The 22,904-nt window shown below is 68.6% G+C and carries 22 protein-coding genes and 1 pseudogene; all 23 read right to left on the reverse strand.

What is annotated here, in order from left to right; genetic code table 11:
• Positions 1-20 precede the first annotated feature (20 nt).
• Complete coding sequence (locus tag O0J73_RS06935; RefSeq protein WP_308308315.1) at positions 21-2,018, reverse strand: chemotaxis protein CheA; 1,998 nt, start codon at positions 2,016-2,018, stop codon at positions 21-23.
• Between the two features lie 45 nt (positions 2,019-2,063).
• Positions 2,064-2,429, reverse strand: a complete 366-nt coding sequence (locus O0J73_RS06940; protein WP_005409521.1) for a response regulator — start codon at positions 2,427-2,429, stop codon at positions 2,064-2,066.
• Entirely contained in the window at positions 2,426-2,734 is a 309-nt protein-coding gene (locus tag O0J73_RS06945; protein WP_040007804.1) for an STAS domain-containing protein, read from the reverse strand. Before O0J73_RS06945 ends, O0J73_RS06940 begins: the two co-directional genes overlap by 4 nt.
• Before the next feature lie 81 nt (positions 2,735-2,815).
• On the reverse strand, positions 2,816-3,913 hold the full coding sequence (locus tag O0J73_RS06950) for a chemotaxis protein CheW (protein ID WP_197563896.1): 1,098 nt from the start codon (positions 3,911-3,913) through the stop codon (positions 2,816-2,818).
• The gene (locus O0J73_RS06955; RefSeq protein ID WP_197563895.1) at positions 3,910-4,692 is read right to left on the reverse strand and encodes a ParA family protein; all 783 of its coding nucleotides are present in this window, start codon (positions 4,690-4,692) and stop codon (positions 3,910-3,912) included. Before O0J73_RS06955 ends, O0J73_RS06950 begins: the two co-directional genes overlap by 4 nt.
• 175 nt (positions 4,693-4,867) lie before the next feature.
• Positions 4,868-5,713: pseudogene (gene motD, locus O0J73_RS06960) on the reverse strand (flagellar motor protein MotD); the annotation flags it as partial.
• A gap of 1 nt (position 5,714) precedes the next feature.
• On the reverse strand, positions 5,715-6,455 hold the full coding sequence (locus tag O0J73_RS06965) for a flagellar motor protein (RefSeq protein WP_006442919.1): 741 nt from the start codon (positions 6,453-6,455) through the stop codon (positions 5,715-5,717).
• Between the two features lie 101 nt (positions 6,456-6,556).
• Complete coding sequence (locus tag O0J73_RS06970; protein ID WP_133934584.1) at positions 6,557-8,383, reverse strand: chemotaxis protein CheA; 1,827 nt, start codon at positions 8,381-8,383, stop codon at positions 6,557-6,559.
• A 2-nt stretch (positions 8,384-8,385) separates the two neighbouring features.
• Positions 8,386-8,991, reverse strand: a complete 606-nt coding sequence (locus O0J73_RS06975; protein WP_006442968.1) for a protein phosphatase CheZ — start codon at positions 8,989-8,991, stop codon at positions 8,386-8,388.
• Positions 8,991-9,383: a chemotaxis response regulator CheY gene (cheY, locus tag O0J73_RS06980; protein WP_006365466.1), complete on the reverse strand. Its 393-nt coding sequence runs from the start codon at positions 9,381-9,383 to the stop codon at positions 8,991-8,993. Before cheY ends, O0J73_RS06975 begins: the two co-directional genes overlap by 1 nt.
• 57 nt (positions 9,384-9,440) lie before the next feature.
• On the reverse strand, positions 9,441-10,184 hold the full coding sequence (locus O0J73_RS06985; protein ID WP_006442969.1) for an RNA polymerase sigma factor FliA: 744 nt from the start codon (positions 10,182-10,184) through the stop codon (positions 9,441-9,443).
• Positions 10,181-11,068, reverse strand: a complete 888-nt coding sequence (locus O0J73_RS06990; protein ID WP_008267550.1) for a MinD/ParA family protein — start codon at positions 11,066-11,068, stop codon at positions 10,181-10,183. Before O0J73_RS06990 ends, O0J73_RS06985 begins: the two co-directional genes overlap by 4 nt.
• Positions 11,055-12,677, reverse strand: a complete 1,623-nt coding sequence (gene flhF, locus O0J73_RS06995) for a flagellar biosynthesis protein FlhF (RefSeq protein ID WP_197563893.1) — start codon at positions 12,675-12,677, stop codon at positions 11,055-11,057. Before flhF ends, O0J73_RS06990 begins: the two co-directional genes overlap by 14 nt.
• A gap of 145 nt (positions 12,678-12,822) precedes the next feature.
• Positions 12,823-14,883, reverse strand: coding sequence for a flagellar biosynthesis protein FlhA (flhA, locus tag O0J73_RS07000; protein ID WP_180878096.1), 2,061 nt, complete (start codon positions 14,881-14,883; stop codon positions 12,823-12,825).
• Between the two features lie 44 nt (positions 14,884-14,927).
• Complete coding sequence (gene flhB / locus O0J73_RS07005; protein ID WP_006443036.1) at positions 14,928-16,058, reverse strand: flagellar biosynthesis protein FlhB; 1,131 nt, start codon at positions 16,056-16,058, stop codon at positions 14,928-14,930.
• A gap of 137 nt (positions 16,059-16,195) precedes the next feature.
• Entirely contained in the window at positions 16,196-18,328 is a 2,133-nt protein-coding gene (locus O0J73_RS07010) for a bifunctional diguanylate cyclase/phosphodiesterase (protein WP_308308318.1), read from the reverse strand.
• 165 nt (positions 18,329-18,493) lie between these two features.
• Entirely contained in the window at positions 18,494-19,285 is a 792-nt protein-coding gene (gene fliR / locus O0J73_RS07015; RefSeq protein ID WP_308308319.1) for a flagellar biosynthetic protein FliR, read from the reverse strand.
• A gap of 13 nt (positions 19,286-19,298) precedes the next feature.
• Entirely contained in the window at positions 19,299-19,568 is a 270-nt protein-coding gene (locus tag O0J73_RS07020; protein ID WP_005413254.1) for a flagellar biosynthetic protein FliQ, read from the reverse strand.
• Between the two features lie 84 nt (positions 19,569-19,652).
• Complete coding sequence (gene fliP / locus O0J73_RS07025) at positions 19,653-20,432, reverse strand: flagellar type III secretion system pore protein FliP (protein WP_006443173.1); 780 nt, start codon at positions 20,430-20,432, stop codon at positions 19,653-19,655.
• 1 nt (position 20,433) lies between these two features.
• Positions 20,434-20,853: a flagellar biosynthetic protein FliO gene (gene fliO / locus O0J73_RS07030; protein ID WP_008266130.1), complete on the reverse strand. Its 420-nt coding sequence runs from the start codon at positions 20,851-20,853 to the stop codon at positions 20,434-20,436.
• Positions 20,850-21,185 carry a flagellar motor switch protein FliN gene (gene fliN, locus O0J73_RS07035; RefSeq protein ID WP_005409543.1) on the reverse strand — a complete coding sequence of 112 codons (336 nt, stop codon included), beginning with the start codon at positions 21,183-21,185 and terminating at the stop codon, positions 20,850-20,852. The genes fliO and fliN overlap by 4 nt, the downstream gene beginning before the upstream one ends.
• On the reverse strand, positions 21,182-22,186 hold the full coding sequence (gene fliM, locus O0J73_RS07040; protein WP_006443238.1) for a flagellar motor switch protein FliM: 1,005 nt from the start codon (positions 22,184-22,186) through the stop codon (positions 21,182-21,184). The genes fliN and fliM overlap by 4 nt, the downstream gene beginning before the upstream one ends.
• A gap of 10 nt (positions 22,187-22,196) precedes the next feature.
• On the reverse strand, positions 22,197-22,712 hold the full coding sequence (locus tag O0J73_RS07045) for a flagellar basal body-associated FliL family protein (RefSeq protein WP_133934588.1): 516 nt from the start codon (positions 22,710-22,712) through the stop codon (positions 22,197-22,199).
• Between the last annotated feature and the right edge of the window lie 192 nt (positions 22,713-22,904).

Consider the following 22,904-nt stretch of genomic DNA (forward strand, 5'->3'; position numbering starts at 1 on the left):
TGGACAGCCTGCAATGGGAATCAGGCGGCCTGTGGCATCCGCAGCGAGCGCACCAGGCCGCCGATATCGACGATCAGGGCGACGCGGCCGTCGCCGAGGATGGTGGCACCGGACACCCCGCCGATGCGGCGGTAGTTGTTCTCGATGTTCTTCACCACCACCTGCTGCTGGCCGACCAGCTCGTCCACTTCCAGCGCGATCTTCTGGCCATCGCCCTCGACCACCACCACCAGCGATTCGCTGCCCGGCGCACGGTTGCCGTAGCCGTAGTACTCGCTGAGCGACAGGATCGGCAGGTACTCGCCGCGCACGCGCAGCACGCGGCCTTCGCCGGCCATGCTGCGGATGTCCTCGGCCTGCGGCTGCAGGGCTTCCAGCACATAGGCCAGTGGCAGGATCAGGGTTTCACCGGCCACCGCCACGGTCATGCCATCGAGGATGGCCAGGGTCAGTGGCAGGCGGATCAGCGTGCGCGTACCACTGCCCAGGCTGCTCTCGATCTGCACTTCGCCGCCCAGCGCCTGGATGTTGCGGCGGACCACGTCCATGCCGACGCCACGGCCGGACAGATCGGTCACCGCATCGGCGGTGGAAAAGCCGGGCTGGAAGATCAGGTCCCAGACCTGCGAATCGGTCGGGTTGTCCGGCACGGCCAGGCCACGCTCGTGCGCCTTGGACAGGATCTTGGCGCGGTCCAGGCCGCGACCATCGTCGCTGACTTCGATGACGATGTGGCCGCCCTGGTGCGAGGCGGCCAGGGTGATCGTGCCGGTTTCGTCCTTGCCCGCACCGCGGCGCACATCGGGCATTTCCAGTCCGTGGTCGATCGAGTTGCGCACCAGGTGCACCAGCGGATCGGCGATCTTCTCGATCAGGCCCTTGTCCAGCTCGGTGCCTTCGCCGACGGTGCGCAGGCGCACCTGCTTGCCGAGGCGGCTGGACAGATCGCGGACCAGGCGCGGGAAGCGGCGGAACACCGCGTCGACCGGCAGCATGCGCACGCCGATCACCGCTTCCTGCAGGTCGCGGGTGTTGCGCTCAAGCTGGTCCAGGCCGGCGAACAGGCTCTCGGCAAGAACCGGGTCCAGCGCGTGCGAGACCTGCTTGAGCATGGCCTGGGTGATGACCAGTTCGCCGACCAGGTTGATCAGTGCATCGACCTTGTCGACGCTGACCCGGATCGAGGTTTCGGCTTCCTGGGGTGCGCCGCCGCTGGCCGCGGGCGCGGGTGCGGCAGGTGCCGCAGGAGCCGGTGTGGAAGGGGCTGTTGCGGACGGGGCCTGGGTGGCCAGGCTCGGCGGCGCCGCCGGACGGATGTCCAGTTCGCAGTCGTCCAGCACCCAGGCGAAGGTGTCTTCGATCTTGCTGCGCGGCACCTTGCCGACCAGGCCCAGGTCCCACGCCAGGTGGGCCTCGAGCGGGTCAAGCTGGGCGAAGCCGGGCAGGCGCTCGATGCGCGCGGCGACCTGCAGCGACCCGAGGTGTTCCAGTTCGCGGATGATGCGCAGCGGATCGTTGCCGCTCATGAACAGCGACGGTGCCGGGGTGAAGCCGATCTGCCAGGCTTCCGGCGTGTCGTCCACCTTGGCGGCCGCGGCGGCCGCGGCGGCCGGGGCGCTTGGCGCGGCCTGGCCGGAGAGCACCGCTTCCAGGCGTGCCTTCACCGCGGCGACGGCCGCGGGATCGGCGGCCTGGCCGTGTTCGGCTTCGCGCAACAGGGCGCGCAGCACGTCCACCGAGGACAGCATGGCGTCGACGGCGTGGCCTTCCAGTGCCCGCTTGCCGGCACGCAGCTCATCGAGCAGCGTTTCCAGCACGTGGGTCAGGCCGGCGATCGCATCGAAGCCGAAGGTGCCAGCGCCGCCCTTGATCGAGTGGGCGGCGCGGAACACCGAATTGATGATCTCCGCGTCCTGCTGCCCCGATTCCAGGGCCAGCAGGCCAGCCTCCATCGCGTCGAGGCCTTCGCGGCTCTCCTCGAAGAAGGTGGCGTGGAAGCGTTGCAGGTCCATGCTCATGGCAGTGGTGGTCCGGAAGCGAAGAAGGGGAGCGGTGCCGGGCGATCAGCCCAGCACTTTCTGCACGGTGGCGACCAGCTGTTCCGGATTGAATGGCTTGACCAGCCAGCCAGTGGCACCGGCGGCCTTGCCTTCGGACTTCTTGTCGGCGGCCGACTCGGTGGTCAGCATCAGCAGCGGGGTGAACTTGTAGTCCGGCAGCTGGCGCAGTTCGCGGATCAGCGCGATGCCGTCCATGTTCGGCATGTTGACGTCGGTGACCACCGCATTGAAGCGCTGGCCCTTGGCGCGACCGAGCGCGACCGCGCCGTCTTCAGCTTCTTCGACGGCAAAACCGGCCGAGGTGAGGGCGAAGGAAACCATCTGGCGCATCGACGCCGAATCGTCCACCACCAAGATACGTGCGCTCATGCAGCGTTCTCCACAGATTTCAGGTTGTCATGGGTTGCGTCCAGGCCCAGGGCCTGGGTGACGCCCAGCAGGCGCGCGGCGTCACGGAAGGTTGCGGTGCAACCGTGGAAGCCGGTGCCCAGGCCTGCCTCGCGGCGGGCCTGCACGAACGCACACAGCACCTGTATGGCGGCGGTGTGGATGCGGGCGACCTGGCTTGCATCCAGGGTCAGCTCGCCGGCCTGCGCCACCAGCGGGGCGAGGCGGTTCTTGAGCTCGGTGCTGCTCTCGATGCCGAGATCCTCACCCAGTTCGACAGTGCTCATCGTTGCTCCGGACAAACGGTTCCGTGATCCATAACGGCACCCCGGCGGGGTTCTTTAGAAGAATCGGCGCGATGCGCCGACTCAGCTCAACAGTTGCGTGGCGTCGAGCAGGATCATCGGGCGCTGGCTGACCCGGGCCACGCCGCGGAACAGATCGTTGGAGATCTGGCAGATGCGCGCGGTATCGGGTGGCTCGATCTGCGAATCGGTGAGGTTGGCGACATCTTCCACGGCCGACACGCGCAGGCCGATGGTCTCGCCGTCTTCCTCCAGCACCACGATGCGGGTCTGCGCGTCGTCCTCGGCGGCGGCGGCACCGAGGTGCAGGCCGAGGTCCATCACCGGCACTACCTGGCCACGCAGGTTCATGATGCCGAGCATGGCCGGTGCGGTGCCGCGCAATGGCAGCAGCGGCACCGGCAGTACCACTTCCTGCACCTTCAGCAGCTCCAGCGCATAGGCCTGGGTGCCGCAGCGCAGGCGCAGCCAGCGCGAGGTGCGCTCGCCGGCGCGGCGGTTCTGCGGGTGCGGGCTGCTGGCCGGGTGGTGCGCCTGCGCCTGCAGTTCCTGCCAGCTGCTGGGGCGGCTGGCTGCGGGGGCGTCCACGGCGACCCGCGGTGGCGGTACGGCTGCGGCGCGTGCGGTGGGTGCGGCGGCTGCTCGCGGTGCTGCCGGTGGTACCGGCGCCGCAACCACGGCCGGCGGCGGCGTGGCGACGTCTTCGCCGCCCGCGGCAGCTTCGAACGCCGCCTGCAGGCCCGGGCTGTCGGTATGGGCGAGTTGATGGCTGTCAGCCGTATCGGTCTCGTAGATCACCTCGTCCGGGAGGTCGTCCCAGGTGGGTTCCGGGCCGGGGCTTGCGGTGACCGGCGCCGGGGCCGTCTCGTGCAGCACCTCGTCTGGCAGGTCATCCCAGGTCGGTTCGCCTTCGGCGACGGCAGGTGTTGCGGCGGCCTCGAATGCGGCCTCGAGCGCGGCGTCGTCCGCGGCCGGGGCAGCGCCCACGGTGTCGGTTTCGTAGATCACTTCGGCCGGCAGGTCGTCCCAGGTCGGCTCGCGCTCGGCGGCCGCTTCGCTCGGCGGGGCGCTGGCGGGCGGCGGCGCAGCGGGTGGCGCTGCGACAATCGCTTCGCCCAGCAGTTCGTCCAGGTAGTCGTCCAGTACGCCGGTGCTGTTCATGCGGCCTGCTCCAGGGCGCGAGCGTCCTCGCCGAGAATCCAGTTCAGGGCGCGGCGATACGCGGCCAGGCCGCGGCCCGGGTAGTCCTCACCGACGCTGGGCAGGGTGAGGCCGGCGGCATTGCTGATGCGGGTGTCGATCGGAATCGCGTCTTCCCATACGCGCGCGCCGTGACGGTCCTGCATGCTGCGCAGCGATTCGTTGCCGGCGCGGGTGCGGCGATCAAACAGAGTGGGCAGGATCGAGATCGGCAGCGGGCGGCGGCGCGAGCGCTCGACCATCTCGCCGGTGCGGACCATGCCATCCAGGCCGTGCAGGGCCAGCGGCTCGGCCTGGGTCGGGATGATCAGGCGGTCGGCGGCGGCCAAGGCATTGATCATCAGCAGGCCGAGGGTCGGCGCGCAGTCCAGCAGGATGTAGTCGTGCTGGCCCTGGTGGCGTGCCAGTGCATTCTGCAGGGCCAGGCCGAGGCCGGGCTGGTTGGCGCTGCGGCGCTCCAGCGTGGCCAGTGCCGACTGCGCGCAGACGTAGTCCAAGCCGTGGATGCTGCTGGCATGGCAGAGGCTGGACAGGTCGGCCGGTGGTGCGCCGAACAGTTCCAGCACGCCGGCCGGCGGCGGATCCACCGGCACGCCGAAGGCGCGGCTGAGCGAGGCATGCGGATCGAGGTCGATCAGCAGCACGCGGTGGCCGAGCGCGGCAAGGCCGCGGCCGAGGGCGAGGGTGGTGGTGGTCTTGCCGACTCCGCCCTTCTGGTTGGCGACTGCCCAGATGCGCATCGGTTTACTCCTTCATTGCCGGGGGAACGGCGGCGCCGACGCGGCTGCCAGCCGGCACCGGCGGCAACTTCACCGGTGCGATGGGGGAGGTGGGGGCGCTAGCCGGAGTTGCGGCGGCTTGTTCGGTGGCGCTGGTGTCGACGGCGCCGGTGGCAGCGTTCAGGCGCTGCCCGAGCGGATCGACCGAGTGCGAGGTGTCGGCCAGGATGATGACCATCACCCGGCGGTTGCGGTTGCGGCCCTGCGCGCTGTCGTTCTCTTCGCGCGGGCGGAACTGGCCGTAGCCGACCATCGCCAGCCGTGACGGCTGCACGCCCTGGTCGGCGAACAGGTGCACCACGCTGGCCGCGCGCCCGGCCGACAGTTCCCAGTTGGAGGGGAAGGTGGCGGTGGCGATCGGCACGTTGTCGGTGTGGCCTTCCACGCGCACGCTGTTGGGCACATCGCGCAGCACGTCGGCCAGGCTGGCCAGGGTCTGCCGTGCGTGCGAGTCCAGCGCGGCCGAACCGGTGGGGAACAGGATGTCACTGTTGATCTCGACCTCGATCCACAGTTCGGTGCGGCGCACGCTGATCATGCCGCGGTCGATCAGCGGCGCCAGCGCGGCGGTGAGGCGGTCGGCGATGCTGTTGAGCTGGCGCTCGGCGCGCGCGATCTGTTCCTGGTTGTGCACCGATACCGGCATGCGCATCTGCGAGGCCATCGACGGCAGCAGCGTCGGGTCATGCGACGGGGCCGGTGCGGACGGACCGATCTTGGTGCCGGACTTGATCACCGACGGGCTGTCCCAGCCGCCACCCTGCACCTGCTTGTTGCCGACCTGCACCGGGTTGATGGTGCGCGGCGCACCACCGAAGGCGTCGGTGAGCGCGTCGGCCATGATCCGGTACTTGCCCTCGTTGACCGAGGAAATGGCATACATGACCACGAAGAAGGCGAGCAGCAGCGTCATCAGGTCGGCATAGGGGATCGCCCATGCTTCATGGTTGGCGTGCTCTTCGTGGTGCTTGCGGCGGGCCATGTCAGTGCAGGAAGCCGGAGAGGTTGGTTTCGATGTTGCGCGGGTTCTCGCCCTGTGCAATCGAGATCAGGCCTTCGATGACCATTTCGCGGTCGCGGGTGTTGTGCGAGATCACACTCTTGAGCTTGGCGGCAATCGGCAGGAACAACAGGTTGGCCGAGGCGATGCCGTAGATGGTGGCGGTGAACGCGGCGGCGATGCCGTGGCCGAGTTTGCTCGGGTCGGCCAGGTTCTTCATCACCGCGATCAGGCCCAGCACGGCGCCGATGATGCCGAGCGTCGGCGCATAGATGCCCATCGCCTCGAACACCTTGGCGCCGGCCTGGTCCTGGTGTTCCTGGCTGCCCAGTTCGATTTCCAGCATGTGCCGCATCGACTCCGGTTCGACGCCGTCCACCAGCAGCTGCAGGCCCTTGCGCAGGAACGGGTCCTGCTGTGCTTCCACCTGCGACTCCAGGCCCAGCAGGCCCTGGCGGCGGGCGATGTTGCTCCACTCGACGATCTGCTGGATCAGCTCACGGCGGTCGCTGTGCGGCGGGCGCACGACCCAGCGCACGATCTTGAACGCGTGCTTGAATACCGCCGGTGAGGTGTGCAGCAGGATCGCGGCGATGGTGCCGACGATGACGATCACGAACGCCGCAGGCGACCACAACGACGCCAGGCCGGCGCCCTTGAGGATGCTGCCACCGACCAGCGAGGCCAGGGCGAGAAAGAGTCCAATGAGGCTGAGTCTATCCATGGTTCCGGTATCGGCGTGTATGAATGGGACTTGAGACACCGGGAGATCGCGTACAGACGGTAGTCACAGTTTTCGGGCCACCGGGCAGGGCCCGGCGGGATTCATCGCAGGCCATCCACATCCAGGATCAGCGCCATGCGACCATCGCCGATCAAGGTTGCACCGGCGTAACCGCGCAGGCCCCGCAGGGCTTTGGGCAACGGCTTGATCACCACTTCCTCGCGCCCGCGCACCTGGTCCACGACCAGGCCGAAGCGGGCCTCGCCGGCCTGCAGCACCACGATGGTCAGCAGGGTCGACGCGGCTGGCGTCACATCCAGCCACTGGCGCAGATCGACCAGCGGCAGGGTATGCGAGCGCCGGTCGAGCACGGCACGCCCATCGAACCAGCCCAGCGAGGTGCGCGGTGCGTGCAGCACTTCCATCACGCGCGCCAGCGGCAGCGCGTAGACGTCCTCGCCGGCCTGCACCAGCAGGGTAGGAAGAATGGCCAGGGTCAGCGGCACGCGGATCAGGAAGCGGCTGCCGCGGCCCAGTTCCGACTGGATCTGGATCTGGCCGCTCAGTTCGCGGATGCGCGACTGCACCACGTCCATGCCGACGCCACGGCCGGAGATATCGGTGACCTGTTGCTTGGTCGAGAAGCCGGGCAGGAACACCAGGTGCAGGCATTCCTCGCTGCTCAGGCGGGCCGCGGCTTCCGGGTCGATCAGGCCCTTCTCGCGTGCCTTCGCACGCAGCTTTTCCGGGTCGATGCCGGCGCCATCGTCCTGCACCTCGATGCTGACATAGTCGCCTTCCTGCTGGGCCGACAGCCGCACATGGCCCATCCGCGGCTTGCCCTGCGCCTCGCGCAGGTCGGGCATTTCCACGCCATGGTCGATGGCGTTGCGGACCAGGTGCACCAGCGGGTCGGCCAAGGCCTCGACCAGGTTGCGGTCGAGCTCGGTCTCGGCGCCGATCAGCTCAAGGTCCACTTCCTTCTTCAGCGAGCGGGCGACGTCGCGGGCCACCTTGGGGAAACGCGAGAACACCTTGCCGACCGGCTGCATGCGGGTACGCATCACCGCCGACTGCAGGCGCGCGGTGGCGATGTCCAGGGTGGAGACCGCGCGGTCCAGCTCTTCGTCGCGCAGGCGTGCGCGCAGCGTCTTCAACCGGTTGCGTGACAGCACCAGTTCGCCAATCAGGTTGACGATCGCATCCAGGCGCTTGGTGTCCACGCGCACGGTGTGCTCGGCCTCGGCCAGCGGCTTGGCGGCCGGCTTCGCGGGCGGCGTGGGCGCCGCCGGGCGGGGTGCCGGCGGCGGAGCAACCGGCGCGGCGGCGACCGCTTTGCTGCCGGGGGCCGCACCGCCGTGCAGCTGGTCAAGCAGGGCTTCGAACTCGTCTTCGCTGATCAGGCCGTCGTCGGCCTTCTTCGCTGGCGCAACCGCAGTGGGCGCGTTGCCGCCGTGCAGCTGGTCGAGCAGGGCCTCGAATTCGTCTTCGGTGATCAGGTCGCCGCCGCCGGCAGCGGGTGCCGAGGCGGTGGGGGCCACGGTTCCGCCGCCGTGCATGTCGAATTGTGCGATCAGCTCCGGCGGGGCGTAGCCCGGTTCCGTGCCGGAAGACACTGCATCGAGCATCGACTGCAGGTAGTCCAGCGATTGCTGGGCCGCGTCGAAGTGATGGGCCTGCAACACGGCCTGGCCAGCGCGCGCGATGCCAAGCGCTTCTTCGGCGGCGTGGCACAGCTCGACCATGGCGGTGACGCCGAGGAAGCCGGCACCACCCTTGAGCGTGTGGTAACCGCGGAACACCGCATTGAGCTGCTCGCTGTCCTGCGGTGCCTGCTCCAGCGACACCAGCTGTTCGCCCAGGCGGTCCAGGATTTCCTGTGCCTCGATGATGAAATCGGCAGTGATGTCGTCGGATACCGCGCTCATGCTTACAGCCCCAGATCCGACAACAGGTCGTCGGCGTCGTTCTGCGAGACCGCGTGGCGGTCCAGTCCCTTCAGTGCCGGCCCGGCCAGTTCCGGGTCGGTGCGATGCTGTTCCGGAGGCAGGCCGAGCGCGCCGAAGCCTTCGTGCACGCGGCGGACGATGCCGACCACGCGACGGATGATCTGCCCGGTCAGGTCCTGGTAGCTCTGGGTCAGGGCGATCTCGGTGAGGTTGTGGCGGATGCGCTCAAGCTGCGCATCCTGGCCCGGCTGCAGGCCTTCGGCGCGCAGTTGTTCGGTCAGGCTGCGGCATTCCTCAGCCAGGTCCAGGGTGCGGTGCGTGGCCTGTTCGGTCATTGCCACCACGTGGTCCAGGCGCGCGCAGGCGTCATCCAGCTCACCGGCTTCGCTGGGTACGGTCGGCAGTTCACCCAGCGCCTGTCCCAGTTCGCGGGCCAGCCGCGAAAGGCCGCTCATCATCGGCTGCGTGCGCAGCGCGACCAGTCCGTCGATACGCTGCCGCCAGGCGGCCTCGTCACCGGACTCCAGTGCGTCCAGGGCTTCCTGCAGGCGCAGGGCGAGGGCGTTCTTGTCGACCGTTGTGTCCATCAGGCGCTGGCCGCCAGGCGTTCGAAGATCTTGCCCAGCTTTTCTTCCAGGGTCTGCGCGGTGAACGGCTTGATGATGTAGCCGTTCACGCCGCTCTGGGCGGCTTCGATGATCTGCTCGCGCTTGGCTTCGGCGGTGACCATCAGCACCGGCAGGGTCTTCAGCTTGGCATCGGCACGGATCGCCTTGAGCAGCTCGATGCCGGTCATCACCGGCATGTTCCAGTCGGTGACCACGAAATCGAACGGCTGGCTCTGCAGCAGCGACAGCGCAGCATGCCCGTCCTCGGCTTCGGCGGTATTGGTGAAGCCCAGATCGCCCAGCAGGTTCTTGACGATTCGACGCATGGTCGAAAAGTCGTCGACGATCAGGATGCGCATGTTCTTGTTCAAAGCAGAGTTCCTTTGTTGTTCATTCCGGGCGGCCGGGGGCAGCCGCCTCGGGGATGTTCATTCTTCCAGGCCGGCGTCCGCCGCCTCGAAAATCTTCAGCCGGCCACGCAGGCGCAGCACGGCCTGGCCGTGGATCTGGCAGACCCGCGACTCGCTGACGCCGAGCACCGCACCGATCTCCTTCAGGTTCAGTTCCTGCTCGTAGTACAGCGAGAGCACCAACTGTTCGCGCTCGGGCAGGTGGCCGATGGCCTTGCCCAGCTCGCGGCCGAACTCGCCGCGCTCCAGCACCTGCTGCGGGGTCGGGCCGCCCTGCGCGACGGTGTCCAGCTCGCCCTGGTCCTCGATGCGCGACTCCAGGCTCAGCACCTGGCCGCGTGCGGCGTCTTCCATCAGCCGCAGGTATTCGGGCAGCGGCATGTCCATCGCGGCAGCCACTTCGGTGGCGCTGGCGGCACGGCCACTGCTCTGCTCGAGACGGCGGATGGTGGCGGCGGCGTCGCGGGCGCGGCGGTGCACCGAGCGCGGCACCCAGTCGCCCCGCCGGATCTCATCGATCATCGAACCGCGGATGCGGATCGAGGCATAGGTCTCGAACGAGGCACCCTGGTCGGCGTCGTAACTGCGCGAGGCCTCGATCAGGCCCATCATGCCGGCCTGGATCAGGTCGTCGACTTCGACGCTGGCCGGCAGGCGCGCGGCCAGGTGGTGGGCGATGCGCCGCACCAGGTCCGAGTGCTGGGCGATCACCTCGTTGGCGGCCGAGCGCTGGACCTCCCGGTACTGGGCTGCGCCTTTCATGCGGCCACCCCGCGTTGCTTGAGGATGCGCTCAAGGAAGAACTCGACGCCGCCGCGCGGTTCGGTCGGCGCCTGCCAGCGCGCGGTGCGACGGGCGATCTCGGTGATCGCCAGCGCCGCCGGGCTGGACGGGTAGGCCTTCACCACCGGCTGCTGGCGCTGCACCGACAGCCGCAGCCAGTCGTCCTGCGGCACGCAGCCCAGGTAGTTCAGCGAGACATCGGCGAGGAATTTCTCGCAGACGCGGGTCAGCTTCTCGTACAGCACGCGGCCTTCGTTGGGGTCGCGCACCATGTTGGCCACCACCTGGATGCGGTCCACGCCGCGTTCGCGCGACAGCACCTTGATCAGCGCGTAGGCGTCGGTGATCGAGGCCGGCTCGTCACAGACCACCACCACGGTGTCCTGCGCGGCCTGGCAGAAGGTCAGCACCCCGTCGGTGATGCCGGCGGCGGTGTCCACCACCATGATGTCCAGCTCGCGTTCCAGTTCGGAGAACACGTTGACCAGGCCGACATGCTCGGCCGGGGCCAGCTCGGCCATGTGGCGGCGGCCGGACGCGGCCGGGACCACCAGCACGCCGTTCGGGCCTTCGACGATGACGTCTTCCAGCGAGCAGCGGCCGGCGACCAGGTCGGCCAGCGTGAAGGTGGGGTTCAGCCCCAGGATCACGTCGATGTTGGCCAGGCCGAGATCGGCGTCCAGCAACAGCGTGCGCTTGCCCATGCCGGCCAGCGCCACGGCCAGGTTGGCCGAGACGTTGGTCTTGCCCACGCCGCCCTTGCCGCCGGTGACGGCAATGGTGCGCACAGGGCCGAGCGGCTCGCTGCGGGTGGCCGACAGCGGGAAGGTCTTGGTCAGCTTGGCGTACTCACGCGACGGCATGGTTCAACTCCGGGTTGCAGGGCATATCGGCCGCTCGGCGCAAATCTTCAAGGCGAAGTACAAGATTGGCTGCACTGGCCCGGTGCAGGTCCTCCGGAACGTCCTGGCCATCGGTCACCCAGGTGATCGGCAGGGCGTGGTCGACGGCCACCGACAGCGCGTTGCCGAAGCGGCCGGTCTCGTCCAGCTTGCTCAGTACCAGGCCCTGCAGGTTGGCGGCGCCGAAGCGGCGGACCACCTCGTCCATGTCGCCGAAGCTGGTGTTGGCTGGCAGCACCAGCAGGGTGCGGACCTGGCGGGCGGCGCGCAGCCACTGCAGCTGGGCGGCCAGTGCACGGTCGCGCGGGCCCAGGCCGGCGGTGTCGATCAGCACCAGCTTGTAGTCCTTCAGGCGCTCCAGCAGCTGGTCCAGGTCGGTGCCGCTGTTGGCCTCGTGCACGGCGATACCGAGCTGGCGGCCGTAGCCGTACAGCTGCTCGCGGGCGCCGATGCGGGTGGTGTCGGTGGTCACCAGAGCGACGTCGCGGGGCGCGTGCTTCTCGGCGAAGCGCGAAGCCAGCTTGGCGATGGTGGTGGTCTTGCCGGCGCCGGTCGGGCCGACCAGGGCGATCACGCCGCCTTCTTCCAGCGGGTCGACCGGAGCGATCGGCAGCTTGCGCGAGATCAGCCCCAGCATCAGGCCACGGCCACGGTGCGCTTCGGTCTCCAGCGGGATCTGCATGGCCACGTCGCGGGCCAGGCCGGCGTCGAAACCGTATTCGTCCATCAGGTCCAGCGCGGTGGCGCGTACCGGGCAGCCGCGCAGGCGCTCGTCGGTGAAGCGGTTCATCTCGCGCTCGATCACCTGGCGCATGCCGGCCACTTCGTGGCGCAGCTGGCGGATCTCGGCATCGTCCTGGGCGACCACCGTCAGCGTCGGGGCCGGGGCCAGCACCGGGACCGGGCTGGCTTCGTCGTTGGCGTGCACCGGTGCCGGTTCGCTGGCGGCGATGCCGGGCTGCACGTCGGCCACGGCAGCGGTCGGCAGCGGCGGCGGCTGCACGGCCGGTGCCGGGCTTTCGTGATGCGCCTCGTGCGGCGGATCGATCGGGAAGCGGGCGCGGTTGGCCGGTGCGGCAGCGGCGGTGGCCGGTGCGACGATGGCCTCGGCGAACGGGGCGAAGATCTGTTCCGGCAGCGCCGGTTCGTTGACGGCGGCGCGTGCCAGCGTGGCGGCGAAGCCGGTGCTGCCGCGGGTCGGCACGATCTCGTCGGCGCTGTCCAGGGTGCGGCCGGTGGCGCCGACCGCCGCACGGGCGAGGGCGGCGACGGCCGAGGTGGTGGCGGCCACCGGTTCCGGTGCCGGGGTGTTGCTGCGGCGGCGAGTGACCGCCGCGATCACCGCATCGGCGGCGGTACGCGGCTTGGGCGCCGGCGGCGGGGCCACGTCGCGGCGCGAGGCCTCCAGTGCACGCTGCACGGCGCTCTCGTCGTAGTTGGCGGCGGCGACGATCTCGATGCCTTCCTCGATCCGGCGGTTGGACAGGATCACGGCGTCAGGACCATGTTCCTTGCGCACCAGGTTCATGGCCGAGCGCATGTCGGCGGCGACGAATCGTTTGATTTTCATGCTGTGGTCACGGGACGAAGACGGCGGGGTGGCGGTCGGGGAACTCGGGTGGTCGGTGGTCTGCACGGTGCGGGTTCCCCTTGGTGTCTGTCTGTTGCGTTGGTTCGAAGGTGGTGTCTGTTTTCTGGCGCATCGAAGGGCGGCGTCAGCTGATCGTTCCGACCAGCTTCAGGCGCTTGTCTTCCGGCACCTCGCTGTAGGCCAGGACCGACAGCGACGGAACGCTGTGGCGGACCAGGCGGGCCAGCGCGGCGCGCACCGGGCCGGGTACCAGCACGACCGCGGGCTCGTTGCGGGCTTCCTGCTTGCTGACACATTCGGCCAGGCTCTGGTGCAGTCGCTCAGCGAGTCCGGGTTCCAGCGCGGCGCCGTTGCCCTGCGTGGACTCCTGCAAGACACGTTCCAATTGCGGGTTGAGGGTGAACACCGGCAGCTCCGCCGACATTCCGGCGATTTCCTGCACGATGAAGCGGCCCAGCGCAGTGCGCACCGCGGCGGTCAGCACGGCCGGGTCCTGGCTGCTGGGCGCATGCTCGACCAGCGCTTCGGCGATCTTGCGCAGCTGGCGGATCGGAATGCGCTCCACCAGCAGGTTCTGCAGCACGCGCACCACCGCCGACAGCGGCAGCGCCTTCGGCGTCAGATCTTCGACGAGCTTGGGCGCGCTCTTGGCCAGGTTGGCCAGCAGGTGCTGCACCTCCTCGTGGCCGAGCAGTTCCGGCGCGTGCTCGCGGATCAGGTGCGAGAGGTGGGTGGCGACCACGGTGGCCGGATCGACCACGGTATAGCCCAGCGTTTCGGCCTGGGCACGCTGGTGCGGCTGGATCCAGGTGGCATCCAGGCCGAACGCGGGGTCCTTGCCGGCGATGCCCTCCAGTGCGCCCAGCGCGCTGCCCGGGTCCAGCGCCAGCTCGCGGTCGGGATGGATCTCGGCGGTGGCCACCGGCACGCCATGCACCAGCACGCGGTAGCCGTTGGCCGGCAGTTCCAGGTTGTCGCGGATGTGTACCGAGGGAATCAGGAAGCCGACGTCCTGGGTGAGCTTGCGGCGCACGCCCTTGATCCGCGCCATCAGCTCGCCGCCCTGGTTGGCGTCCACCAGCGGGATCAGCCGGTAGCCGACCTCCAGGCCCAGTGGATCGACCGGGCGCAGCTCGTCCCAGCTCAGTTCGGCGGTCGGTGCCGGTGCGGCCGGGCGGCCCAGTGCATTCAGCGCGGCCGCGTCGCCGCCCGCGGCTGCGGCATTGGCTGCCGGTGCCTTCTCCTTGCGGTACAGCTTCCAGGCGATGAAGCCGAGGATCGCCGCCAGCGTCAGGAAAGCGACGTTGGGCATGCCCGGCACCAGCCCGACCAGGCCGAGGATGCCGGCGGTGATCGCCAGCGCGCGGTACTGGCCGAACACCTGGCCGGTCATGGCCTGGGCCATGTCCTGCGAACGCGAGGCACGGGTGACCAGCATCGCCACCGCGCTGGACACCAGCAGGGCCGGCAGCTGCGCCACCAGGCCGTCACCGATCGACAGCAGGGTATAGGTGGCGGCCGCCTGCCCGAACGGCATGCCGTGCTGCATCACGCCCACGGCCAGGCCGCCGAGCATGTTGATGAACAGGATCAGGATGCCGGCGATGGCATCGCCGCGGATGAACTTGCTGGCACCGTCCATCGCGCCGTAGAAGTCGGCTTCCTCGCGGACTTCCTCGCGGCGCGCCTTGGCCTCTTCACGCGTCAGCAATCCGGCGTTGAGGTCGGCGTCGATCGCCATCTGCTTGCCGGGCATCGCGTCCAGGATGAAGCGCGCGGTCACTTCCGAGACGCGGCCGGCGCCCTTGGTGATGACCACGAAGTTGATGATGGTCAGGATCGCGAACACCACGATGCCGACCGCGTAGTTGCCGCCGATCACGAACTCGCCGAACGCGGCGATGACCTTGCCCGCGGCGTCGTGGCCGTTCTGGCCGTTGAGCAGGATCACGCGGGTGGAGGCCACGTTCAGCGCCAGCCGCAGCATGGTGGTGATCAGCAGCACGATCGGGAAGATGGTGAAGTCCAGCGGGCGCTTCACGTAGACCACCGCCAGCAGCACCATCAGCGAGATGGCAATGTTGAAGGTGAACAGTGCATCGAGCACCGGTGCGGCCAGCGGCACCACGACCATGGCCAGCAGGGCCAGCACGATCAGCGGCGCGCCAAGTCCCTGGCGGATCATTTCCAGGGCGCGGCGGGTGTTGAAGCCGGAGGAGGGCTGAGCGCTCAAGGGCGGCCTCCCTTGCCGAATTCATCCACCTGGATGTGCGGGGCGTCCGGCATCGGCCCAGTGCGCCAGGAGCGCAGCTGGTAGACGTAGGACAGGACCTGGGCGACGGCCGAATACAGTCTCACGGGGATTTCCTTTCCGAGTTGGCCTTCCCGATACAAGGCGCGTGCCAAAGGCGGGGCAGAGACGATCGCGACCTTGTTGCCGTCGGCCACTTCACGGATGCGCAGGGCGGTCTCGTCCACGCCCAGGGCGACCACGGTGGGGGCGTTCATGGCGCCGCCTTCGTACTTCAGGGCCACCGCGTAGTGGGTCGGGTTGACCACCACCACGTCGGCGGTGGGGACCGCTTCCATCATCCGGCGGTTGGCCATCTGCTGCTGCAGCTGGCGGATGCGCCCCTTCACTTCCGGGCTGCCCTCGCTTTCCTTCATTTCCCGGCGCAGCTCTTCACGGGTCATCTTCAGCTTGCGCATCCAGTTCCAGCGCTGGTACGGGGCGTCGATGGCGGCCAGCACCAGCATCGCGCCGGCGGTGGCCAGCAGCAGCCGCAGGGTGAAGCCAAGGCCGTCGGTGATGGCGGTTTCCAGTGGGTGGTGGATCAGCCCGCGCAGGGTGTCGAAGCCGGTCCACACCACCAGCCCGGCGGCCACGCCGACAAAGGCCACGCGCAGCAGCGATTTGGTGAACTCGGCGATGGCCTCCGGGCCATACAGGCGCTTGAGCCCGCTCATCGGGTTCAGCCGGTTGATGTCGGGCAGCAACGCCTTCTGCGACCAGCGCAGGCCGCCCATCACCAGCGGCGCGACGAAGCTGGCCAGCAGGCAGACCAGCACCAGCGGCGCGATCACCAGCAGGAACTGCAGCAGCAGGTCGCCGAAGTGGCCGAACAGTTCCTTCGGGTTCTGCCGCAGGCTCTGTTCCGGGCTGAGCGCATGCTTCATCCAGGCGGTCGCGCCGCGGCCGATCGAGCCGCTCATGGCCATCACCGCCAGCACGCCGGCGCCGAACACGGCGGCCGTGCCGAGTTCGCGCGAGCGCGGCAGGTTGCCCTGTTCACGGGCGTCGCGCAGGCGTTTTTCGGTGGGTTGTTCGGTCTTTTCGCCGGCGGATTCGTTCTCGGACATCACGGGCACTGCGGCAGGGGATGCCGGGGTGCGTGCAAGAACTGTTCCGTGACGGGTTCAGGAGCCAACCAAGGTGGGCACCTGCCTGGGCAGGCACCGGCAGGACAGGCCGTGCCCGGCGGGCGCGCGGCCCGGTGTTACCCGGGTGGATGCTGCGTCGGCGGGCTCTGCGCCAGTTCCACCCGCGGCCGCGGCAGGTCGTGCAGCTGCATGAAGCGCGCAGCATCCACCGGGCGGCCCAGCAGGTAGCCCTGCAGGTAGTCGCAGCCCAATCGTTCCAGGTAGGCGCGCTGGGCAGCGGTCTCCACGCCTTCGGCCACGATATCCATGTCCAGCGCGTGGCCCAGCGCCACGATCGCCGAGACGATCACCACGTCCTCGGCGCTGTGCTCCAGGTCGCGCACGAAGGCATGGTCGATCTTGATCTCGGTGGCCGGCAGCCGCTTCAGGTACAGCAGGCTGGAATAACCGGTGCCGAAGTCGTCGATGGAAATGCCGACGCCCAGTGCCGACAACGCCTGCAGCAGGCGCAGGCTGGTGTCGGTATCGCGCATCACCGTGCTTTCGGTGATCTCCAGCACCAGATGGCGGGGCGCGATCGCGTGGCGTTCGATCACCGAGCGCACGTCCTGCAGCAGATGCGGCGAACTGAACTGCACCGGCGACAGGTTCACCGACATCGACCAGCCTTCGTGGCCAGCGTCGTGCCAGCGCCGCAGCTGCTGGCAGGCCTGGTCCAGCGCCCAGCGCCCGATGTCGTTGATCGCGCCGCTGCGTTCGGCCAGGCGGATGAAGCGATCCGGCGGAATCAGGCCGTGCTCGGGATGGCGCCAGCGGATCAGTGCCTCGGCGCCGGCCACCTTCTGCGTGGCCACGCGGATCTTCGGCTGGTAGTTCAGGAACAGCTGATCGCTGCCGATCGCCCGGCGCAGGTCGGCCAGCAGGCGGAATTGCTGCTCGGCGCTGTCGTTCATCCAGTCGGCGAACAGTACGAAGGCGTTGCGCCCGGATTCCTTGGCCTGGTACATCGCTGCATCGGCGAAGGCCATCAGCTGGCGCTCGCTGGCGGCGTGGTCGGGGCAGATCGCCACGCCGATGCTGGCGGTCACCTGCAGTTCGTTGTCGGGCAGCAGCGGGCCGCTGCCCACCGCCTGCAGGATGCGACGGGCCAGGGTCGGCAGGTCCTCGTCGTGCTCGATGCGCACCACCAGCACGAACTCATCGCCGCCCAGCCGTGCCAGCATGTCGTGCGGCCGCAACAGCTGGCGCGTGCGCTCGGCCACCGCCACCAGCAGGGCATCGCCGGCCTGGTGGCCATAGGCATCGTTGACCTGCTTGAACCCGTCCAGGTCCATGAACATCACCGCGAAGCGGTTGCCGCCCTGTTCGGCCTCGGCCAGTGCCTGCACGATGCGCCGTTGCAGCAGCAGGCGGTTGGGCAGGCGGGTCAGCGGGTCGTGCAGCGCGGCCTGGGTCAGTTCCTGCTGGGCGTCGGTCAGCGAGGTGCTCAGCAGTGAATTGCGCAGGCGCAGCAGCTGCGCTTCCACGCGCTGATCCAGCCACGACACCACCAGCACCACGGCCAGGATGGCCACGGTCAGCACCACCACCAGCATCGCCAACCATTCGCTCTGCAGCCCGTCGCCCACCGCCGCGCCGCAGATGCTGCCTTCCGGGAAGCGTGCGGCGGCCATGCCGGTGTAGTGCATGCCGACGATGGCCAGCCCGAGCAGGCCGGCCGCGGCCAGCCGATCACCCACCCGCGTGCGCTGCGCGCGCAGGCGGAATGCCACGTACAGCGCGGTCCACGAGGCGGCGACCGCCACCATCAGCGAGAACAGCAGCCAACCGGGGTCGTACTCGATGCCCGGGCGCATGCGCATGGCGGCCATGCCGACGTAATGCATGCCGGCGATGCCGGTGCCCATCAGCAATGCACCACCGGCCAGCCGCGGGTGCGGCAGGGTGCGCAGCGAGACCAGCCACAGCGCGAACACCGATGAGGCGATGGCCAGTGCCAGCGAAAGCAGGGTGATCGGCAGGTCGTAGCCGAGTGGAATGGGCAGGTTGAAGGCGAGCATGCCGATGAAGTGCATCGACCAGATGCCCAGGCCCATGGCGAAGCCGCCGCCGAGCCGCCACCACCAGGCGGCGCCCTTGCCGGGTGCGGTGACCGTGCGCCCGGCCATCGCCAGCGCGGTGTACGAGGCCATCACGGCAACCAGCAACGAGATCGCTACCAGCCACGGGTTGTACGTGCCTACCAGCATTCGTCAGTCTCCCGGACCTGCCTGTCGACGGAAACCACGGTGGGGCATGCATGAGGCGGGCCGGCGCGGAACGCTGGCCGATCGTGGCGTCCCCCCTGGACGCCACGCATTCACTCTAACGCGCAGACCCGGGGGAAGGGCAAGCGGCAAAACGTGATGATCGGGTCAGCGTGTGACCGCGTCCGCAGCCTGGAAGGCGGCGTCGAACAGGCGCTGTACCGGCGGGCCCATTTCCCCGGCCAGCAGGGCCAGCAGGAACAGGCCCAGCAGCAGCGAGACCGGCAGGCCGAGCTGGATCGGGTTCAGCGCCGGTGCGGCGCGGGCCAGCACGCCGAAGGTCAGGTTCACCGCCAACATCGCCACCGTCAGTGGAATCGCCAGGGTCAGCGCGCCACGCAGCACGGTCAGCAGGAAGGTCGGGGCGATGCTGAAGAACGCGTGCGGGTCCGGCAGCGGAGCACCGATCGGCAGCGCCCGGTAGCTGTCCACCACCAGCGAGATCAAGGCCAGGTGGCCGTTGGCAGTGAAGAACAGCAGGCCGAACAGCAGGTAGAACCACTGGCCGATCACGCCCGAGGTGCCGCCCCGCAATGGGTCGCTCATCTGCGCGAAGGCCAGGCCGGTGCCCTGGGCGATCAGCTCGCCGGCCATCGCACCGGCCTCGAACACCAGCCGCAGCAGGAAGCCGATGGCCACGCCGATCGCCAGTTCACGGGCGATGGTCAGCACGGTGGCGGCATCGAAGCCGGTCCACTCGGGTACGGGCGGCAACAGCGGTGCCAGCGCGATTGCCAGGGTGCCTGCCAGCACCACGCGGACCCGCGCCGGTACCGCGCGGGTACCGACCATCGGCATCGCCATGGCCACCGCGCTGATGCGCAGCATGGTCCACAGCACGGTGCCGATCATGCCGAAGGCCTGCAGGCCGTCGGCGGCCATCTGGGTGGCGGCATCCATCGAAGCGCGCGTCCTAGCCGATCAGGTGCGGAATGCGCTGGAACAGCAGCGTGGTGAATTCAACCAGGTGGCCGATCAGCAGGCTGCCCAGTGCGAACAGCACGGCCGTCAGTGCCGCCGCCTTGGCGACGAAGGCGATGGTCGGTTCGTTCAGCTGGGTCGCGGCCTGCACGACACCGACCACCACGCCCACCACCAGCACGGTAAGCAGCAGCGGGCCGGCCACCCACAACACGGTGATCAGGCCGCCACGCAGTTCGGTCAAGGCAAGTTCGGGAGACATCGTCTTTCCATCGGTAGCGCCGGGCGCTGCCCGGCGACGCTCATGTAGAGTCGAGCCAGGCTCGACTGCGCTTTGCGAGGGATATCAGGCCGGATTGAAGCTGGCCGCCAACGTACCCACGGTCAGCACCCAGCCATCCACCAGCACGAACAGCAGGATCTTGAACGGAGCCGACACCAGCATCGGCGACAGCATCATCATGCCCATCGACATCAGCACGCTGGCCACGACCAGGTCGATGATCACGAACGGAATGAAGATCAGGAAGCCGATCTCGAAGGCGGTCTTCAGCTCGCTGGTGACGAACGAGGCAACCAGCACCGGGAACGGGATCGCGTCGGGGCTGGCATAGGTACCGTGCCCGGCGATGCCGGCGAAGGTCATCAGGTCGGTCTCGCGGATCTGCGCCAGCATGAAGCCGCGCAGCGGCGTGGTGGTCAGCGTCCACGCGGTCTGGAAGTCGATCTCGCCGTTGAGGTACGGCGCCATGCCGGCACTCCAGGCCTTGTCCCAGGTCGGCATCATCACCATCGCGGTGAGGAACAGGGCCAGTCCCAGCAGTACCTGGTTGGACGGCGTCTGCCCGGTGCCCAGTGCCTGGCGCAGCAGGCCCAGCACGATGATGATGCGGGTGAACGAGGTCAGCACCAGCAGCATCGACGGGATCAGGGTGATCGCCGTCATCAGCAGCAGGGTCTGCAGCGGCAGGCTGACCGGTGCACCGCCGATCTTGCCGACGTTGATGTCCGGCAGCGGCGTGGTCGGCGCGCCGGGTGCGGCGAACGCCAGTACCGGCAACAGGCACAGGGCAAGCAACAGCAGCCACGGCATCAGGGTGGCAACACGGGTACGGGTGACACGCATGTCAGGGGTCCTTGCGCAGCCGCTGCTGCAGCAGCTGGGCGAAATTCGGCAGGTTCTTGAAATCCGGCACGCGCACCGGTGCCGGCGGCGGCAGCGGTTCGGGCAGGGTGTGCAGGGTATTGATGCCGCCGGCGGTCACGCCCAGCAGCAGCTGCTGGCCGTTGACCTCCACTACCACCACGCGCTCCTTGGCACCGACGCTCAGGCTGGCCACCAGCTTCATGCCTTCGGCCGGGCGGAAGCCGCTGCCGGGCAGGCGCTTGAGCAGCCAGCCCAGGCCGATGACCAGGGCCAGCACCGCCAGCAGCGCCAGCACCGCACCGAACAGGCTCGGTGCGGCGGCCGCGTGCTGGCCGACCTGCGGGCCAATCGGCGCGGCGGTCTTGCCGACCGCCAGCAGGGTGGAGGCAAGCAGGCTCAACGCAGTCTCCGGATCCGCTCGCTCGGGCTGACCACGTCGGTCAGGCGCACGCCGAAGCGGTCATTGATCACCACCACTTCGCCGTGGGCGATCAGGGTGCCGTTGACGAACACATCCAGCGATTCGCCGGCGCCGCGTTCCAGTTCCACCACCGAGCCCTGGTTGAGCTGCAGCAGGTTGCGGATCGGCAGGCGGGCGCGACCGACTTCCAGCGACAGGGTCACCGGCACGTCGAGGATCACGTCCAGGTTCAGGTCGGGACCGTTCGCCTCATCGGCCTGCAGGCTGCTGAACTGGGCCGGGGTCGGTTCGAGGGCGTCGATATCGTTCATTGCGGGTCTTCCTGGATGACGGGTACGCGCGGACGGGTGCCCGGCGGATGGGTAGCGGTGATCTTCACGGCGTTCATGCCGTTGGCGATGCCGAACTCGCCGGTGAACACCGGGATGTTCTCCACGCACAGCGGCACCTGCGGGCTCAGCTCGATCGGCAGCACATCACCAACCTTCAGCCGGGTCAGGTCGCGCAGGGTCATGCGCTTGCTGGCCAGCACGCTGGACAGCGTCACCTCGGCGATGTTGAGCTGCTCGCGCAGGGTCTGGCCCCAGCTTTCGTCGCGGTCGTTGCGGTCGCTCTGGATGCCCGCGTCGAGCAGTTCGCGGATCGGCTCCAGCATCGAGTACGGCAGGGTGACGTGGATGTCGCCGCCGCCGCCGTCCAGTTCCACGTGCAGGCGGCACACCACCACGTATTCGCGCGGGGTCACGATGTTGGCGAAGTGCGGGTTGATCTCCGAATTGATGTACTCGAAGTCGACGTCCATCACCGGTGCCCAGGCCTCGCGCAGGTCGGCGAAGGTCTGCTTCAGCAGCAGGTGGATCACCCGCATTTCGGTGGCGGTGAACTCGCGGCCCTCGATGCGCGTCGGGTAGCGCCCGTCGCCGCCGAAGAAGTTGTCGACGATGGCGAACACCAGGGTCGGCTCGAACACGATCAGGCCGGTGCCACGCAGCGGCTTGAAGCGGATCAGGTTCAGGTTGGTCGGCACATACAGCGAGTGCATGTAGTCGTTGAACTTGATCAGTTCGATGCCGCGCACCGACAGCTCGGCCGAGCGGCGGATCAGGTTGAACAGGCCAATCCGCCACAGGCGCGCGAAACGCTCGTGGACCATTTCCAGGGTCGGCATGCGACCGCGGATGATGCGGTCCTGGCTGGCGAAGTCGTACGAACGTGCCTCGCCTGACGGCGGCTCCGGATCGGTCTCGACCGCGCCACTGTCCACGCCGTGGAGCAGGGCATCGATCTCGTCCTGGGACAGCAGGTCATTCATCGGTGGGCCCTTACTGGGTCACGAAGCTGGTGAACAGCAGATCGTCGGCGCCGTTGCTGCCGGTCTCGGCCTTGAGCACCTTCTGCACTTCGGCGAGCGAGGCGGCCTGCAGCTTCTGCTTGCCGGCGATATCGGCGATCTGGTCGGGGCTGACCTGCGAGAACAGCATCAGCAGGCGCGCACGGATGGCCGGGGCGTGGGTCTTGATCGCCTCCAGCGCGGCCGGGTCGCGGGTCATCAGCTGCACTTCCAGCTGCAGGTAACGCGGGCCGTCGACCGGGCCGTTGAGGTTGACCACGAAGGCCGGGTCCAGCGCGAAGTACTGGGCGGGGGCGGGCGTGGCGGTTTTCTTCGGCGCCTGCGCGGCCTTCTCTTCGTGCTTGGACTGGGTGAAGAACCAGACGCCACCACCGGCGGCTGCGGCGGCCAGTACGGCCACCAGTGCGGTGATCAGGATCGGACTACGCGGCTTGGCGGTCTTGTCCTTCTCGGCGGTCTTCTTGGTTTTTTCAGCGGCTGCGGCCACGGGGTGAAGCTCCTGAGGGTTGCTTCACCGGGATATGCAAGGGGCGTGCCGAAGGGCGGGTGCAGGGGTGCGACGGAATTCCGTCGGGGTGCCGGTGGGGCCGTGCGGAGCAAGCTCCGCACCCACCAACGCGATACGGGCAGGTGCCAATCACCCTGCGCTGGCAGGTGCCAACCGCTCCGCTCTGGTGGG

Origin of the sequence: Stenotrophomonas sp. Sm6012 (genome assembly GCF_030985895.1) — a bacterium.
Classification (GTDB): domain Bacteria; phylum Pseudomonadota; class Gammaproteobacteria; order Xanthomonadales; family Xanthomonadaceae; genus Stenotrophomonas; species Stenotrophomonas forensis.

Bases quoted from the DNA above. Each gene is read 5' to 3' on its own strand.
- O0J73_RS06935 (WP_308308315.1), bottom strand. From the start codon at position 2,018: ATGAGCATGGACCTGCAACGCTTCCACGCCACCTTCTTCGAGGAGAGC.
- O0J73_RS06940 (WP_005409521.1), bottom strand. From the start codon at position 2,429: ATGAGCGCACGTATCTTGGTGGTGGACGATTCGGCGTCGATGCGCCAG.
- O0J73_RS06945 (WP_040007804.1), bottom strand. From the start codon at position 2,734: ATGAGCACTGTCGAACTGGGTGAGGATCTCGGCATCGAGAGCAGCACC.
- O0J73_RS06950 (WP_197563896.1), bottom strand. From the start codon at position 3,913: ATGAACAGCACCGGCGTACTGGACGACTACCTGGACGAACTGCTGGGC.
- O0J73_RS06955 (WP_197563895.1), bottom strand. From the start codon at position 4,692: ATGCGCATCTGGGCAGTCGCCAACCAGAAGGGCGGAGTCGGCAAGACC.
- O0J73_RS06965 (WP_006442919.1), bottom strand. From the start codon at position 6,455: ATGGATAGACTCAGCCTCATTGGACTCTTTCTCGCCCTGGCCTCGCTG.
- O0J73_RS06970 (WP_133934584.1), bottom strand. From the start codon at position 8,383: ATGAGCGCGGTATCCGACGACATCACTGCCGATTTCATCATCGAGGCA.
- O0J73_RS06975 (WP_006442968.1), bottom strand. From the start codon at position 8,991: ATGGACACAACGGTCGACAAGAACGCCCTCGCCCTGCGCCTGCAGGAA.
- O0J73_RS06985 (WP_006442969.1), bottom strand. From the start codon at position 10,184: ATGAAAGGCGCAGCCCAGTACCGGGAGGTCCAGCGCTCGGCCGCCAAC.
- O0J73_RS06990 (WP_008267550.1), bottom strand. From the start codon at position 11,068: ATGCCGTCGCGTGAGTACGCCAAGCTGACCAAGACCTTCCCGCTGTCG.
- flhF (WP_197563893.1), bottom strand. From the start codon at position 12,677: ATGAAAATCAAACGATTCGTCGCCGCCGACATGCGCTCGGCCATGAAC.
- flhA (WP_180878096.1), bottom strand. From the start codon at position 14,883: ATGATCCGCCAGGGACTTGGCGCGCCGCTGATCGTGCTGGCCCTGCTG.
- flhB (WP_006443036.1), bottom strand. From the start codon at position 16,058: ATGTCCGAGAACGAATCCGCCGGCGAAAAGACCGAACAACCCACCGAA.
- O0J73_RS07010 (WP_308308318.1), bottom strand. From the start codon at position 18,328: ATGCTGGTAGGCACGTACAACCCGTGGCTGGTAGCGATCTCGTTGCTG.
- fliR (WP_308308319.1), bottom strand. From the start codon at position 19,285: ATGGATGCCGCCACCCAGATGGCCGCCGACGGCCTGCAGGCCTTCGGC.
- O0J73_RS07020 (WP_005413254.1), bottom strand. From the start codon at position 19,568: ATGTCTCCCGAACTTGCCTTGACCGAACTGCGTGGCGGCCTGATCACC.
- fliP (WP_006443173.1), bottom strand. From the start codon at position 20,432: ATGCGTGTCACCCGTACCCGTGTTGCCACCCTGATGCCGTGGCTGCTG.
- fliN (WP_005409543.1), bottom strand. From the start codon at position 21,185: ATGAACGATATCGACGCCCTCGAACCGACCCCGGCCCAGTTCAGCAGC.
- fliM (WP_006443238.1), bottom strand. From the start codon at position 22,186: ATGAATGACCTGCTGTCCCAGGACGAGATCGATGCCCTGCTCCACGGC.